14 protein-coding genes are annotated in these 14624 nt (G+C 61.9%); 5 read left to right on the top strand and 9 right to left on the bottom strand.

All coding sequences use genetic code 11. The features are described from left to right. Window positions 1–14: 14 nt before the first annotated feature. The 5 genes from G7009_RS00385 to G7009_RS00365 are packed head-to-tail and all read right to left on the bottom strand — an operon-like array spanning window position 15 to window position 4861. Window positions 15–1034: a polysaccharide biosynthesis/export family protein gene (locus G7009_RS00385; RefSeq protein WP_181128002.1), complete on the bottom strand. Its 1020-nt coding sequence runs from the start codon at window positions 1032–1034 to the stop codon at window positions 15–17. A gap of 21 nt (window positions 1035–1055) precedes the next feature. Beyond that, the gene (locus G7009_RS00380) at window positions 1056–1703 is read right to left on the bottom strand and encodes a CpsD/CapB family tyrosine-protein kinase (protein ID WP_181128001.1); all 648 of its coding nucleotides are present in this window, start codon (window positions 1701–1703) and stop codon (window positions 1056–1058) included. Window position 1704: 1 nt separating this feature from the next. Then, window positions 1705–2451, bottom strand: a complete 747-nt coding sequence (locus G7009_RS00375) for a sugar transferase (RefSeq protein WP_181128000.1) — start codon at window positions 2449–2451, stop codon at window positions 1705–1707. Further along, window positions 2448–3512 carry an NAD-dependent epimerase gene (locus G7009_RS00370; protein WP_181127999.1) on the bottom strand — a complete coding sequence of 355 codons (1065 nt, stop codon included), beginning with the start codon at window positions 3510–3512 and terminating at the stop codon, window positions 2448–2450. Before G7009_RS00370 ends, G7009_RS00375 begins: the two co-directional genes overlap by 4 nt. Then, window positions 3509–4861: a UDP-glucose dehydrogenase family protein gene (locus G7009_RS00365; RefSeq protein ID WP_181127998.1), complete on the bottom strand. Its 1353-nt coding sequence runs from the start codon at window positions 4859–4861 to the stop codon at window positions 3509–3511. The genes G7009_RS00370 and G7009_RS00365 overlap by 4 nt, the downstream gene beginning before the upstream one ends. Window positions 4862–5515: 654 nt before the next feature. On the opposite strand from G7009_RS00365, the gene G7009_RS00360 reads away from it, so the two are divergent. The 3 genes from G7009_RS00360 to G7009_RS00350 all read left to right on the top strand — a co-directional run bounded on the left by G7009_RS00360 (window position 5516) and on the right by G7009_RS00350 (window position 8817). Next, complete coding sequence (locus G7009_RS00360) at window positions 5516–6001, top strand: hemerythrin domain-containing protein (RefSeq protein ID WP_181127997.1); 486 nt, start codon at window positions 5516–5518, stop codon at window positions 5999–6001. A gap of 233 nt (window positions 6002–6234) precedes the next feature. Then, window positions 6235–7551 (top strand): CDP-diacylglycerol--serine O-phosphatidyltransferase, encoded by a 1317-nt coding sequence (gene pssA, locus G7009_RS00355; RefSeq protein WP_181128362.1) that lies wholly within the window; start codon window positions 6235–6237, stop codon window positions 7549–7551. Between the two features lie 159 nt (window positions 7552–7710). After that, entirely contained in the window at window positions 7711–8817 is a 1107-nt protein-coding gene (locus tag G7009_RS00350; protein ID WP_181127996.1) for a Gfo/Idh/MocA family protein, read from the top strand. Between the two features lie 46 nt (window positions 8818–8863). On the opposite strand, the gene G7009_RS00345 is transcribed toward G7009_RS00350, so the two are convergent. The 4 genes from G7009_RS00345 to G7009_RS00330 form a co-directional block, all read right to left on the bottom strand. Further along, complete coding sequence (locus tag G7009_RS00345) at window positions 8864–10618, bottom strand: glycoside hydrolase family 15 protein (protein ID WP_181128361.1); 1755 nt, start codon at window positions 10616–10618, stop codon at window positions 8864–8866. A gap of 187 nt (window positions 10619–10805) precedes the next feature. Beyond that, the gene (locus G7009_RS00340; RefSeq protein WP_181127995.1) at window positions 10806–10976 is read right to left on the bottom strand and encodes a hypothetical protein; all 171 of its coding nucleotides are present in this window, start codon (window positions 10974–10976) and stop codon (window positions 10806–10808) included. 631 nt (window positions 10977–11607) lie between these two features. Continuing rightward, window positions 11608–12636 carry a UV damage endonuclease UvsE gene (locus tag G7009_RS00335; protein WP_181127994.1) on the bottom strand — a complete coding sequence of 343 codons (1029 nt, stop codon included), beginning with the start codon at window positions 12634–12636 and terminating at the stop codon, window positions 11608–11610. A 178-nt stretch (window positions 12637–12814) separates the two neighbouring features. Beyond that, on the bottom strand, window positions 12815–13300 hold the full coding sequence (locus G7009_RS00330; protein ID WP_181127993.1) for a hypothetical protein: 486 nt from the start codon (window positions 13298–13300) through the stop codon (window positions 12815–12817). A gap of 171 nt (window positions 13301–13471) precedes the next feature. Between G7009_RS00330 and G7009_RS00325 the strand changes: the two genes are divergently transcribed. After that, the gene (locus tag G7009_RS00325) at window positions 13472–13939 is read left to right on the top strand and encodes an NUDIX hydrolase (protein ID WP_181127992.1); all 468 of its coding nucleotides are present in this window, start codon (window positions 13472–13474) and stop codon (window positions 13937–13939) included. A gap of 151 nt (window positions 13940–14090) precedes the next feature. Next, the gene (locus G7009_RS00320; RefSeq protein ID WP_181127991.1) at window positions 14091–14597 is read left to right on the top strand and encodes a GNAT family N-acetyltransferase; all 507 of its coding nucleotides are present in this window, start codon (window positions 14091–14093) and stop codon (window positions 14595–14597) included. Window positions 14598–14624: the final 27 nt, after the last annotated feature.

The raw sequence follows: 14624 nt of genomic DNA, 5'->3' as shown, positions 1-14624 counted from the left end.
GGATCTTTCCCCGATCAATTGTTTGAGTCTTTGTTGTCGACGCGGTAGCTGAAGCTCATGCCGAAGCCTTGGAACAGCACCGCATCCGCCAGTTGACGTGCCAGTTCGCCCGCGCTGGCCAGCTTGGTCTTGGGCACGAAGAGCATGTCCTCGGGCTGCAGGTAGGCGATGCTCTGGCTGTCACCGGACAAGGCCTTGTCGACGTCGTAGTTGATGGCCTGCACGTTGTTGCCATTGCGCCGCATGATCACCACCGAGCCGAGCTTGGCCTTCAGGGTCGGGCCGCGCGCCAGGGTCAGCGCCTCGAGCACCGAGACCGGACGGCGGATCGGGAAGGAGCCGGGTTGCGCGACTTCGCCCAGGACGTAGATCTCGTTGGCCGCGGTGGCCTTGAGCAGGACGTCCACGGTCATCCGGCCGGGCAGGTTGGCGTAGCGCTCGTTGAGGTAGTCGCGCAGCTGGTTGACGGTCATGCCTTGCAGCGGCACGGAGCCGATTTCGGGGAAGGTCGCGCGCCCGTCGTTGCCGACGATGATGTCGCGGCTCATGCCGGTGCCGGGGTGGGTCAGGGTATTTCTCAGGTTGACCTCGTTGGACATGGCCGAAAGCACACGCACCGTGACCTGATCGCGGTTGTTCTGGAACACCCGCTTGTTGCGGTAGGCAGCCTGGATGACCGATTCCGCTTCGCTTGGGGTCATGCCGACGACGTTGACGCTGGCATTGGTGCTTGGCAGGGTGACGCTGCCGTCCGGTTGCACCAGTTGGCTACCGTTGAGCCCGCTGGCGGACATGAAGCTGAGGTCGACGGTGTCGCCCGACTGGATGCGGTAGGCCCCAGTGGAGTTGGTGCTGACATGGAAGATCACTTCGAGCACGTCTTGCGGGCGCAGAACCTGCTCGCTGCGAGCGATCTCGGTGGCCTGGGAGTCGGCGGGTGCCGCCGTGAGAATCTGGATCGGCGTCTCGCGGCTTTCCTGGCTGGCGCAGCCGGTCAGGGCCAGCAGGCACAGGACAATCGTTGGATATTTCATGGTGGGAATCCTGTGCAGGCCTCAGAGGTTGTTGTACAGCCACTTGGGCATGTAGTACTTGCGCCGGTTGAACACGCTGCCGATCAGTCGACCGCCTGCCTGGGTCAGCCGCTGGCTCGCCGCCTGCGCCACTTCCCAACGGGTCTGCTCGGCGCTGACCACCAGGATCACGCCGTCCACCAGGTTGCCGATGACCAGGCTGTCGGCGCTGGCATAGACGGCCTCGCCATCGATCACCACGAAGCGGTACTGGTCGCCCAGCTGGCGCAGCAACACGCGCAGGCGTTCCGGATCCAGGCGTTCGCGGCCGCGTTTCCAGGTTCCGCCGGGGAGCACGTCGAACGGCTGGTCCGACAGTCGCACGATGCAGTCCTGCGCCAGGGGCGGGGTGTCATGGTTGAACATCAGGTCATTGAAACCACGCAGCTTGCCCAGCCCCAGCATCTGGCTCAGGTTGCCGTTGCTCGGGCTGCTGTCGACCAATAGCACGGGGCCCGTGCTCATCAATGACAACTGGCTGGCGAAGGCCAGGGCGCTGGTGCTTGTACCGCTTCCGGAATTGGCCGCGGTCAGCAGCAAGGTGCGCTGGTCGAGGTCAAGCACGGTGGTGGTCAGGTTGGTTTCGCTCGGGTTGGCGATACTCAGGCTTCTTGAAGTAGAACCGTCCATCTCAACTTGCTCCGTGGCCGTTGAAGACTTTGAAAGGAGTCTTGAGAAGGATCTTCAGGTCCAGCATCAAGCTCTGTTCGTTGATGTAACTGAGGTCGAGCTCGACGCGCTGGTCGAAGTCGATGTCGCTGCGCCCGGAGATCTGCCAGAGGCCGGTCATGCCGGGATAGATACTCAGGCGTCCCAAGTGGTTGTCCTTGTACCGATAGGCATTGAAGGAAGTGGGGCGTGGCCCTACCAGGCGCATGTCGCCGGCCACTACGTTGATCAGGTTGGGCAGCTCATCAAGGCTGCTGCGGCGCAGGAAGGCGCCGATCGAGGTGACCCGTGGGTCCTTGTCGATCTTGAAGTCGATGGCGTCGGCGCCGTGCTTGTTCAGGTGACGCACCGAATCCTTCAATGCCTCGGCGTTGGCGACCATGGTGCGGAACTTGAACATGCCGAAGGCGCGGCCGCGGTAGCCGGTGCGCTTCTGGATGAAGAACACCGGTCCCGGACTGCTGCGCTTGACCAGGACCGCGACCAGCAGGAAGGCGGGCGACAGCACGGTCAGCAACCCCAGCGCCGCCATGCACGACAGCACACGGTTGGTTCGCGACAGGGTCCAGGGTCGTCCGCCGACGCGACCGGTGATCCAGCCGCGTCCTTGCAAGTGGATGGCGGCATCCATTCGTTGCCGGTGCGCCGGGTCCATCCGCTTGTCCTGGTACAGCGCCTGCATCTGTGCGCTTCTGGGTTGTCCTGTCATAACGCCCTCCGTTGATCCGTCAGCGCGTTGTCGTGGCCGATGTGCGAGACGGTGTTCGAGTAGTACCGTTGGAACCAGGCGACAAAGCGCGCCAGTCCTTCATCCAGGGAAATACGCGGGGTGAAGCCGGTGACCTGCTCCAATGCGCTGGCATCCGCGCAGGTCGCCAGGACATCGCCTGGCTGCAGTGGCAGCAGCTCGATCTTGGCATCGCGCTGCAGGTGCTTCTCCAGCAGTGCCAGGTAGTCCATGAGCTCTTCGGGACGCTGGCCGCCGATGTTGAACAGACGCCATGGCGCCCGACTGCTGGCTGGGTCCGGCTGTTCCGGATTCCAGTCGGGGTTGGGCCTGGGCGGCAAGGGGATCAGCCGGACCAGGCTCTCGACGATGTCATCGATATAGGTGAAATCGCGCTGGTGACGGCCATGGTTGTAGAGCTGGATCGGCCGCCCTTCGCTGATCGCCTGGGCGAACTGGATCGGTGACATGTCCGGACGGCCCCAAGGGCCGTAGACAGTGAAGAAGCGCAACCCGCTGCAGGGAATACCGAACAGGTGGCTGTAGCTGTGGGCCATCGCTTCGTTGGCTTTCTTGGTGGCGGCGTACAACGAGAGTGGATGGTCGACCCCGTCCTGGACCCGGTAGGGTGTACGCTGGTTGGCGCCGTAGACCGAGCTGGACGAGGCGTACAGCAGGTGTTGCACCGGATGCCGACGGCAACCTTCGAGGATGTTGAGGAACCCGCTCAGGTTGCTGTCGACGTAGGCCAACGGATTCTGCAGCGAGTAGCGAACGCCCGCCTGGGCCGCCAGGTGCACCACGACATCCGGCCGCTCGATGGCGAACAGGCGTGCCACGCCATCGCGATCGGCCAGGTCCAGTTGATGCATGGCGAAAGGCCCGACCTGCTCCTCGACCCAACGTACCCGCGCGTGCTTGAGGCTTGGGTCGTAGTAATCGTTGAAGTTGTCCAGCCCGATCACCTGGTGGCCATCACGCAACAGTCGCAGGCTGGTGTGGGCTCCGATGAAGCCGGCTGCACCGGTTACCAGCACTTTCATTGTGCGTCCACCTGTGGCGCGACCTGGCGCAGACCGATGCCCGCGTAGCTCAAGCCATGGGCGGCCACTTGCTCGGGGCTGTACAGGTTGCGTCCGTCGACGATCAGGCGCGAGCGCAGCTTTTCCGCCAGCAGGCTGAAGTCGACGACCCGGAAGTTCTTCCACTCGGTGCAGATCACCAGAACGTCTGCGTCCTGCAAGGTGTCGTCGCGGGTGGCGCACAGCTGCAGGTCGTTGCGGTAGCCGTAGATGCGCCGGCACTCGTCCATGGCTTCGGGGTCGTAGGCGCGAACGGTGGCGCCCGCTGCCCACAGCGCTTCCATCAGGTAACGGCTGGGGGCTTCGCGCATGTCGTCGGTGTTGGGCTTGAAGGCCAGGCCCCAGATCGCGATGGACTTGCCGGCGAGGTTGTCACCCAAGTGCTGCTTGACCTTGGCGAAGAGAATCTGCCGTTGCCGATCGTTGACGTCGCTGACGCTCTGCAGCAGGCGCAGTGGCATGCCGCTGTGCTCGGCGGTGTGCAGCAGTGCCTTGATGTCCTTGGGGAAGCACGAACCGCCGAAACCGCAGCCGGGGTAGATGAAGTGGTAGCCGATGCGCGGGTCGGAGCCGATGCCCCTGCGCACGGCTTCGATGTCGGCGCCCAGGTGTTCGCTGAGGTTGGCCAGCTCGTTCATGAAACTGATGCGGGTGGCGAGCATGGCGTTGGCGGCGTACTTGGTCAGCTCGGCACTGCGGTTGTCCATGAACATCAGCTTTTCATGGTTGCGGCAGAACGGCGCGTAGAGCTCGGCCAACTGGTCGTGGGCAATGTCGTCGCGGGTGCCGACGATGATCCGGTCCGGGCGCATGCAGTCGGCCAGGGCGCTGCCTTCCTTGAGGAATTCCGGGTTGGAGACCACCCGGACCTGCAGGTGGCCCTTGCCCAAGCGCTGCAATTCCTCGCGGGCCAATGCCACCACCTTGTCAGCCGTACCCACAGGGACGGTGGACTTGCAGATCAGGGTCCGATCGGCCTCCATCAGCCCGGCGATCTCGCGGGTCACGTTGAGTACGTGGGTGAGGTCGGCCGAGCCATCCTCGTCCGGTGGCGTACCCACGGCAATGAAGATCAGCTCGGCATGGGCGACCGCGTCGCTGGCCTGGGTGCTGAACATCAACCGGCCTTGCTTGATGTTTTCTTCCAGCATGACCGACAGGCCAGGCTCGCTGATAGGGGGGACGCCCTGACGCAGCTGATTGATCTTGTGTGCGTCGATATCAACGCACAAAACCCGGTGACCAACGTCTGCCAGGGCTGCTGCTTGTACCAGACCGACATAGCCGGTTCCGAATACGCTCACGTCCATGTCGGCGTGCCTCGTATGAATGAGTAAGGGGAATGAAACAGCGTTGTGGTTTTGGTATAGCTCAGCTTTTCGATTTTGCGTCAAAGCAATGGCATGTTTCGCTTCATTTACATGCGCTAATCGCAGGGCCATTTGCTATCAACTCGTTTCCAATCCGTGACTTAGCGATGGAACTTACCGATTAATCATTTGTCACTGACCCGATGAACGGTCGTAAGTACCGGAAATACTGAGGATTACTGGATGAGGGGTTTTTTGGGGTAACAGTCGAAAACGCCAAAATAAGGCTATGTGCTATCGCCATTATTTTGACTTTTTGACCCAGATTTCTGTTACAAGAGCGCTACGATTCGATGGGTTTCGATCAGTGAAGGGAGAGAAAAACAGGAGTGATCGCCACTGTTACCGCAGCGTTACATCGGTGATCCGAGGATCGAAGCGCCTCGAGGGACGATAGGGAAAGGTTGCAATTCTTACACTCATTCAAAGCGCATGCCTGGGACAGGAAAGTCATGCATTTTGCACGGAAAAGGATTTCGGTATATTTTTTAACTGATTGATTTAAAAGAATAAATTCTGATTTCTGAATTGGCATCGTTGTTGCGAGGATCTGCCGTGGATAAAACCTGTCTCTTGGAACCCGCGGAGTTGATCATGAATGCTATCGAACTGCTCGAAGCCGACCATGAACGTGTCAAGCGCATTCTCACCCAGCTGAGTGAATCCACAGAGCGCGGGGTGAAAAAACGCACCGAGCTGTTGGCGAAGCTGGAAATGGAAGTGACGCTGCACACCAAACTGGAGGAAGAAATCCTCTATCCGGCCTTCAAGAAAGCCGGCGGCAAGGAACAGGCCGTGATGTATTACGAAGCCAAGGAAGAGCACCGCACCGTCGACAGCCTGGTGTTGCCCGACCTGAAAACCACGGATCCCTCGACACCGGAATTCACTGGCCGGGTGAAGGTGGTCAAGGAGCTGCTCGAGCACCACATCGAGGAAGAGGAGTCCGAGATGTTCCCGCAGGCGCGCAAGCTGTTGGGCAAGGCTGAACTCGAGGCCTTGGGCGAGGAGATGGAGATCTTCAAGGCCAGCTACAAGAAGACCCTTGGCAGCGGCACGGAAACACAGGCTGCCCGCTGAACCCGTGATCCACTCGGGTTCTCCTGGCCGGTTCGCGGCTTGGAAACCCGAGGTTCAGGGTATTCCAGACCCCGTACTCGTCGGTAACATTCCCACACTTCTTCACGTCCCTTCTCGCGGATTATCGTGAGCATTGCCCGTGGCCCAATGGTCACATCCACATCATCAACGCTCACCGCCCGGCCGCCGGCTTGGCGTGTGCAAGGAGAGGGCACCCGTTGAAAACCACGTCCATGCTGACTTCGTTAGAGGGGTTCACCCTCGCGCCCCAGGCCCTCGAAGTGATACCCGATGCGCGAGGCTATCGAACCTTGCTCTTGCAACGCATCGCCACCGCGCAGCGGCGAATCGTACTGGTCGCGTTGTACCTGCAGGAAGATGAAGCCGGCCAGGAGATACTGGACGCGCTATACGAGGCCAAGGCCGGGCGGCCCACCCTGGACATCGTCGTGGTCGTCGACTGGTTCCGCGCCCAGCGTGGGCTGATGGGCGCGGGCAAGCAGCCTGGCAACGCTGCCTGGTATCAGGCGCTGCGGCAGAGACATGGACTGGACGTTCCCATTCATGGCGTGCCGGTCCAGACTCGGGAGCTTTTCGGGGTGCTGCATCTCAAGGGCAGTATCATCGATGACGAGGTGATCTATACCGGCGCCAGTCTGAATAATGTCTACCTGCACCGGTTCGACAAGTACAGGCTGGACCGTTATCACGTGCTGGACTGCAGGCCATTGGCCGATTCCATGGTCGCCCTTGTCCGGCAGGTGCTGGCCGCGACGGCAACCCATCGCCTCGATGCGCCTGAATTACCGACGACCCGTGACTTGCGTGACGATATCCGCTCGTTGCGCGCGCGTTTGAAGGATATGCGCTACGACACCGACACAGCGATTGCCACGACCGACCATCTGCGCGTGACGCCCGTGTTGGGCATTGGCAGGCACAATCCACTGAACCGCCTGGTGTGTGAACTGCTGGCCGCGAGCAAGGAGCGCATTACCTTGTGCACGCCCTATTTCAATCCGCCCAAGGCGTTGCTGTCCGAGATCGAACGGGCGCTGGCGCGTGGGGTGCAGGTAGACGTGATCGTTGGCGACAAGCTCGCCAACGATTTCTACGTCCCCCCGGAGCAACCGTTCTCCGCCAGCGCCGTGCTGCCGTATCTGTACGAGACCAACCTGCGCAGCTTTGCCCGTCGTCATGGGCGCGCGGTTGCGCAAGGCCGTCTGAACCTGTTTGTTTGGAACGATCCTGGGCACAGCTTTCACGCAAAGGGAATCTGGATCGATCAGCGTTACACCTTGCTGACTGGCAATAACCTCAATCCCCGAGGTTTCAGCCTGGATCTGGAAAACGCATTGCTCATCGACGATCCTCGCGGCCAATGGCTGGGCCCGCGCGAAGCCGAGCTGGCGGCAATCAGGGAGCATGTTCACAAGGTGACCGTGTTCAGCGAACTCGACTCGGCCCGTACCTATCCGGCGCCAGTGCGAAGATTCCTGCGGCGCTTGCGGTATACGCGGTTCGAGCGGCTGGTCAAGCGGATGTTGTGAGGGGCAGGCAGACGCAAGGTGCGGGCCGGGCGTCGCGTATCGCGGGCAGCCCGGCGTTGCCCGCTCCTTGCTGGCAAGATAAACGGAACTCACGGCGTCCCAGCCTGCCCATTTGATAAGGGCGGCATGTCGTTTGCCCTATCGACGAGGAGAGACAGGATGCCAGATCGAGACGGCAAGATTCGCTACGGTGTTGTAGGAGGCGGTTCGATTTCCCAGGGGGCTTTCATGCCCGGAATTGGGCAGACCGACAATTCGGTCATGACGGCGCTGGTTACCGGCGATCCCGTCAAGGCCGATCGTCTCGCCGGCGAGTATGGCCTCAAGAGTTATCGTTACGAAGATTACGCGACGCTACTGGCCTCGGGTGAGATCGACGCGGTCTACGTTGCCACGCCCAACTTCCGTCACCTCGAATTCGTCATTCCAGCGCTGGAGGCCGGCATTCATGTGCTGTTGGAAAAGCCCATGGCCACCAACACGCGCGACTGTCAGGCAATGATCGAAGCGGCCAAGGCCTCGGGGGCGAAACTGATGATCGCCTATCGGTTGCATTGCGAGCCGGGAACGCTGGAGATGATCGAGCGGGTGCAGGCAGGTGACTTCGGTGAGCCGCGACTGTTCACGTCCACCTTCACCCAGACGGTCAAACCCAGCAACCACCGCAGCGAGCACGGTTTCGCCGCCGGACCGGTCACGGACATGGGCCCTTACCCCTTGAACATGGCGCGCCAACTGTTCAACGCCGAGCCGATCGAGGTCAGTGCCACCGGCGTGCGTACGCCAGGCACCAAGCTGAACACCTGGGATACCGTGACCGTGGCCTTGCGGTTCCCGCAGGAGCGGCTGGCGACCTTCACGGTCAGCTACACGCTGCCGGGCAGCGAGCGCTTCCAGCTACTGGGCAGCAAGGGCGAGATCGAGGCCTCGCCGTGCTTCGGCTATGGCGAAGGCGTCGGTATCGCCTACCGGGCCCATATCGGCGATGACACGCGCGAACACGTGCACCCGGTCGTGGATCAGTTCGCGGGCGAGACGGCCTACTTCTCCGACTGCATCCTCAACGATGTGCAACCGGAACCCAATGGTGAAGAAGGCTGGCGCGATGTCCGGGTGCTGGTGGCCGTCGAGCGATCGCTGGAAAGCGGTGAGCCGCAAATGCTCGATCCGCTGCCGTCCCGGCCTCACGCCCGTCGGGACCAGGTGCGCCAGTTCGCCCTGGCCAAGGTGCCGGAATTCATCGATACCGAATCGCCGACCCAGTGATGCGCTGGCCGCGGCCTGCCGATGGCAGGCTCGCGGCAAGCGATGTTCAGCGGCGCGGCCCGCAGCCGGACAAGGTACTGGCGGCGCCCAGCAACGCCAGGTGCGTGAGGCCTTGCGGCAGGTTGCCCAGGTATTCCCGGGTATGCGGATCGACCATCTCCGAGTAGATCCCCACGCCTTGATCCAGACCTTTTACCGCGGCCTCCAGCATTGCGCCGCCACGCTCGGTATCACCCAGCAGGGCATAGGCTTCGGCTAGCCAGAAGGTACACGCCAGGAAGCAGCCTTCCTCTTTGTGCACCTCGCTGTAGCGATAGTGGAAGTGGTCGCAGCCCAGTTCTTCGTCGATCGCTTTCAGGGTGCTGAGCAGACGGTCTTGCCGGGGGAAGCCGAAACGCACCGCCAAGGCGATGGACGCATCGAGCCGCTCGCTGCCTGGATAGAACATGTACGCCTGACGCTGCTCCGACCAGCAATGTTCGTCTACCCAGTCGAGAATGCGTTGGCGCTCGCGGTCCCAGCGGTCTCGACAGGTGGTCGGCAAGTGGCCACCGTCGGCCAGTTCCACGGCACGGCTCAGGGCCTGCCAGCAACTGATCTTGGACATGCTGTAGTGCTGTTGCTCGGGCAGCTCCCAGATACCGCAGTCCCTGCGACGCCAGCCGTCGGCGCACAGGTCGGCCAGCTCGGCGAGGGTCTTGGCACTCGTCGCATCGAGGATATTGCCGCTGTCGATGAAGCAGCGCGCGGTCTCGAAAATATCGCCGTAGATGCCATGCTGCGGTTGATCGACGGCGCGGTTGCCGACCTGCGGCTGTGAGCCTTTGTAGCCCGGCAGCTCGATTTCGCGCGTGGTCTCGCCCAGGCAACCGTCCAGCGTATAGCACACATGCGGGCCGTGTTCCGCGAGCCGGCGCAGCAGCCAGGTGAAAGCGGCCTTCGCCTCGGGCTGGGCGCCAATGCTGAGAAAGGCTTCGATGGTATAGCCCGCATCGCGAATCCAGGCGAAGCGATAGTCGTAGTTCTTGTCGCCACCAATGCGCTCTGGCAGGGAAGTGGTGGCGGCCGCCATGATCGAGCCGCTGGGGGAGGAGAGCAGCAGTTTCAAGGCAAGCGCGCTGCGCGTGACCAGGTCCTTGTAGCGACCGTTATAGGTCAGGCCTTCGGTCCACTGCCGCCATTCCCGGTCGGAGCCATCGATGCGTTCATCCACCAGGTCCAGCGACGGTACCACCAAGGGTTCATCACGACCGGCGACGATTGCCAGTACCTCCCGATCCCCCTGGGCCACGCGCAGTCGCGCACGCACGCCAAGATCGTCCTTGCGCTCGATGTCCAGGCGCTCGCTGTGCAGGAACATACCCAGGATATTGCCGGCATGGAACACGCAGCCGTTGCCATTGGGGGACAGGTAAGGACAGACCTTGTCGGCCTGGGTACCGAAATCGATCTCGATCTTGAAGGTCACTTCGCCCTCGATGCCCTCGATGCGCCGCCCCAGTTCGGCCCACGGCAAACGTCCGGCAGGGCCACTGTTGAGCGACTCGACCATGCGCGCCTGGCCGCCTTCGGTGATGAAAAGCGTTTCCAGCACGTTGCTGTTCGGGAGGTAGCGCCGTTTTACCTGGAAGGGCTCTTCGGGGCTGATCAGGAAATGACCCCCGGTGTCGGGCGCCAGCAAGCGGTCGAACAGGGGTGGCGAATCCATATGCGGCACGCACCACCAGTCGATCCCCCCATCCCATCCCACCACTGCGACCGAACGGCCGTCACCAAGCGCGGCATAGGCTTCCAGGGGCAGATAGCCGTTTTCGTCACGCACGGGCGTGCCGTGCTGAACCGAGGTTGCAAAGGTTTCTTTCATGGGACCCCATTGTGTCGATGCCAGGCAAAAAGGGGACTGGCCTTCAGCCCTAGGCCCCCTCATTTACCGACTCCTCGGGGCAGCGAACGTTCGTCCCGATGTAGCCAATAGCCACGATCGACGATTACCAGCGTCCTGTTTTCCAGGGTGCGTATTCGACCAGTACGTTGCCTTGGGTGTTGCCCTGTGCGTCGGCGGCGAAGCCGGGCATGTCTTTCAAGCTCAGGGCCTGGCAGCGTACGTTGAGTCGGGTTTGCAGGGCGCGGTCGAGTTGAAAGCCGTCTGGCCGCGTCAAGTCGGTCCAGCAAGGAAAAGCTATCGATTCTTACAGTGTGAAGGTTAGCCTCTCGAGCTTTTGTGATGCTGATGGCCTCATCGCGGGGCAAGCCCGCTCGCCACCGGTACGCGGCGCTGCGACAACACATTCCAGGTGGCGAGCGGGCTTGCCCCGCGATGAGGCCATCAACCTCAGAGAAGACGTTAGAAGCCGAAGGCTAAGCTTCGGCTAGCAAGAAGGTGTCCCCGCAGCCGCGTCCCGGTGGCGAGCGGGCTTGCCCCGCGACGAGGCCATCCGCATCACGAAAGACGTTAGAAGCCGAAGGCTAAGCTTCAGCCAGCAAGAAGGTGTCCTCGCAGCCGCGTCCCGGTGGCGAGCGGGCTTGCCCCGCGACGAGGCCATCCGCCTCAGAGAAGCCGTTGGAAGCCGAAGGCTAAGCTTCAGCCAGCAAGAAAGTGTCCTCGCAGCCGCGTCCCGGTGGCGAGCGGGCTTGTCCCGCGATGAGGCCATCGGCCTCACGGAAGACGTTAGAAGCCGAAGGCTAAGCTTCAGCCAGTGAGAATCGATTGTCGTTCCTTGACTGAGCGATATTGGGCATGAAACCTGCGTGAACTGTCGGATCATCCTGTAGGCCCGATCTTGAAGACCGCTAGGCACTGGCCACCAAGTAGCGCAGATAGAATTCCTGGGTCGCCAGGTTCTTGTGCTTCGCTTCGAACATGATGTCGAACCGATCGAGAAACTGAAGCGCGTAGCGATTGGTCCAGTCGTTCCACATGCGCTCGCTGTGGGCATAGAGGTCGCGCTTGTTGACCTGCTCCAGCAAGGCCGGGATCTCCAGCTTGACCTCAGGCTCAAAGCCCAGGGTCCGCAGGTGCTCGGGCGGCTGGGAGTAATGCATGACCGGGCGCACGCCGCGCCAGCTGTCGATGATGCGCTGCACCCGAGGGTCATCGGGGGCGATGTAGTCGCCTTCGTTGATCCAGCAGTGGTGAATGTCCAGCACTACCGGCGCGAGGTCGGCCAGGGCCAGGCAGTGGTCCACGCCATAGGTCTTTTCTTCGTTCTCGAAGGTAATGGTATTGCGCGCCACCTCCGACAGCCGCGGCCATACCGCACGCACGCCCTCGACGCCAAGGCGACCGGCGATGTGCACGTTGCACTTGAAATCCTGGAAACGCCGACCGTAGCCCATCAGGCGAATCATGTCGGCGTGGTACTCGAACTCAGCCAGGCTGTTGGCCACCACTTCGGGCCGGTCCGAGCCCAGCACGCAGTACTGGCCCGGGTGGAACGACAGGCGTATGTCGGCGCTACGGGCGAAATCGCCGATCTCAGCGAACTGCCTCTGGAGGCAGGCTTGCATGTCGGGTTCATGGTAATAGGCCGCCACGTCGCCATGGCTGTACAGCGGCAACAGGTCGCTGCTCAGACGCACCATGCGCAGCATGGGCGCCTGTTCGGCGACGTAGCGCAACAGGCGCAGTTGCGCGGCAAGGTTGTGCTGCACCAGCTCCAGCAGCTTGGCCCTTGCCGCCTCGACGCTGGCCCCGCTAAGCCAGCGCAAGGTGGTGGTGCGCGGGTTGAAGGTCCTTTCGATCGCTTCGATCTGCTTGAGCGACAGGCTGCGCAGCGAATGCCGGTACATGCAGGCGAAGCCCAGACGTGCATGGCTCATGCATTGACCCCCGCGGACATGACGGCAGGGCGTGGGACGAAGCGGGACATGACGATCTCCTGTTCATGGCGGGGTTACCAATGGACAGCAGGATGTCGTCGCTCGATCAATCGGTTGCAGGTCACGCCGGCTATCACCACGCGCCCGCATCGACCGGCATCCCGATCCGCCGCCCGGCTCAGGGCGAAGATGTGCCTTGCTGCAGTTCGGCTAGGTCCGCTTCCACACGCTGCATCCGATCCCGAGCGAGCGCCTGGGACTGTTCGTCCTTGGCGCTTTCAAGCATCAGGAGGCTCAGCTTCTGCTCCAGTTGCCGTCCTTCGACGGTATGTTCCAGTGCCTTTGCCTTCGCCGGATCACGGGTCGCTGAAACCAAGGTCTCGAATTCGGCATCGGTGAAGTTCTTTTCGCCGTACAGCCGGATCACGTCCCGATGTTGGTCTTCGGGCGTCAGATGCCGGCGCAGTACCTCCTTGATCTTGTCTTTCGGCACCCGATCATGGTTTTTCATCAGCAAGGTGGCCATCTTGTCGATGTTGTTCTCGTAGACTTCCTGGAGAGGGAAATCGGCGAGGATCTTCTCTTCCCGGCTTGGTTCCTGGTCACAGGCGACCAGCGCGCCGAGAAGCACGAGGGACAACAGCAATCGAGGCGAACGAGGCATGGGTAGACCTGGGTCTGTCGTGGCGTGGATGACGCTACCGACGTGGTTGAAGGTGCCCGGAAAATACCACCAAAACATCAACGCTAGAACCCTGCGTGGTTTAGCATGCCGGAGCACGATCCGCTGTCCTCGACCTTATCTGCCAAATCGGCTGAAATGAAGGATTCATATATGCGCGAACGCCCCTCCGCCAGGCTACTGGTGATCAATGCACAGCAGCATGTCCTGTTGTTCCGCTTCCTCCACCGCGAAGGGCCGTTGGCCGGCACCGATTGCTGGGCCACGCCGGGCGGCGGGCTGGAGGCGGGGGAAAATTTCGAGCAGGCTGCGGTTCGCGAACTGTGGGAAGAAACCGGCATCCGTGTCGAATCGGTGGGCGACACCGTGGCGCAACGCGCCTTCGAGCTGCGGCTTCCCGATGGCGAACAGGTCTGGGCCGTGGAGCGTTTCTTCATGGTTCGGGCTGGTGAGCAGGCATTGTCCAAAGAACACTGGACACCCCTGGAGGTTCAGGTGCTCGCCGAGCATCGCTGGTGGTCCATCGAGCAGTTGCGCCAGACTACGGAAACCGTCTGGCCCCAGGATCTGCCCGACCTGCTGCTGCGCCTGGGTGTCAACGCGAGCAACGCGCAGGCCTAGCCCAGCCAGGCCGCCCGCCAGGTGGGGCGGCCGCGCATGCGGCGGTCCTCGATGGGGCCATGCCTATCATGCCGAGGCGTGCGCCAGGCCAGGCGATGTGGTGAACTGGCGGGCCTGTCTTTACGCCACGGCTGCTTGCCCTAGAGGTTTCATGACTGATCATCGCTGCGTCATTGCGCCCGTTACCTGCGAGGCCATCGACGAAGTGGTCTCGTTCGTCGATCGCGCCCGTCGCGATCTGTTCCCGATGCTCGCAGACGGCCCCATGCCCGCCGATCTGGCGCATTTTCGGGAAGTCTACGTGGATGGCGACGGGTGCTTTCTGATCGCGCGTGAGCAAGGCCGCCTGGTTGCGGCGATCGGCTACCTGCCCTACGACCACCGCTTCGCCCAGTTGGATTACCGTTCACGGCATGTGGTGGAAGTGGTACGCCTGTTTGTCCTGCCCGAATACCGTCGAGGCGGATTGGCCGCCCGGTTGTACGCCACATTGCGCGAGCAGGCACGAAAGCGCGGAGTCGAATGCCTGTACCTGCACACCCATCCCTTCCTGCCCGGTGCCATCGCGTTCTGGCAAAAACAAGGTTTCGAGGTGATGGATGTGGAGAGCGACCCGGTATGGCAGACCACCCACATGCAGCTGGGGCTGGCAACGTAGCGACGGTCCCTTGTCAGATCGTGATCC

It is taken from the genome of Pseudomonas capeferrum (assembly GCF_013523055.1).
GTDB classification, from domain to species: Bacteria; Pseudomonadota; Gammaproteobacteria; order Pseudomonadales; family Pseudomonadaceae; genus Aquipseudomonas; species Aquipseudomonas capeferrum_A.
The sequence above is the reverse complement of the archived record's forward strand: the minus strand, read 5'-3'. Positions and strand labels throughout refer to the sequence as shown.

Excerpts from the sequence above, each read along its gene's own strand:
- G7009_RS00385 (WP_181128002.1), bottom strand. The coding sequence starts at position 1,034 with ATGAAATATCCAACGATTGTCCTGTGCCTGCTGGCCCTGACCGGCTGC.
- G7009_RS00380 (WP_181128001.1), bottom strand. The coding sequence starts at position 1,703 with ATGGACGGTTCTACTTCAAGAAGCCTGAGTATCGCCAACCCGAGCGAA.
- G7009_RS00375 (WP_181128000.1), bottom strand. The coding sequence starts at position 2,451 with ATGACAGGACAACCCAGAAGCGCACAGATGCAGGCGCTGTACCAGGAC.
- G7009_RS00370 (WP_181127999.1), bottom strand. The coding sequence starts at position 3,512 with ATGAAAGTGCTGGTAACCGGTGCAGCCGGCTTCATCGGAGCCCACACC.
- G7009_RS00365 (WP_181127998.1), bottom strand. The coding sequence starts at position 4,861 with ATGGACGTGAGCGTATTCGGAACCGGCTATGTCGGTCTGGTACAAGCA.
- G7009_RS00360 (WP_181127997.1), top strand. The coding sequence starts at position 5,516 with ATGAATGCTATCGAACTGCTCGAAGCCGACCATGAACGTGTCAAGCGC.
- pssA (WP_181128362.1), top strand. The coding sequence starts at position 6,235 with ATGCTGACTTCGTTAGAGGGGTTCACCCTCGCGCCCCAGGCCCTCGAA.
- G7009_RS00350 (WP_181127996.1), top strand. The coding sequence starts at position 7,711 with ATGCCAGATCGAGACGGCAAGATTCGCTACGGTGTTGTAGGAGGCGGT.
- G7009_RS00335 (WP_181127994.1), bottom strand. The coding sequence starts at position 12,636 with ATGAGCCATGCACGTCTGGGCTTCGCCTGCATGTACCGGCATTCGCTG.
- G7009_RS00330 (WP_181127993.1), bottom strand. The coding sequence starts at position 13,300 with ATGCCTCGTTCGCCTCGATTGCTGTTGTCCCTCGTGCTTCTCGGCGCG.
- G7009_RS00325 (WP_181127992.1), top strand. The coding sequence starts at position 13,472 with ATGCGCGAACGCCCCTCCGCCAGGCTACTGGTGATCAATGCACAGCAG.
- G7009_RS00320 (WP_181127991.1), top strand. The coding sequence starts at position 14,091 with ATGACTGATCATCGCTGCGTCATTGCGCCCGTTACCTGCGAGGCCATC.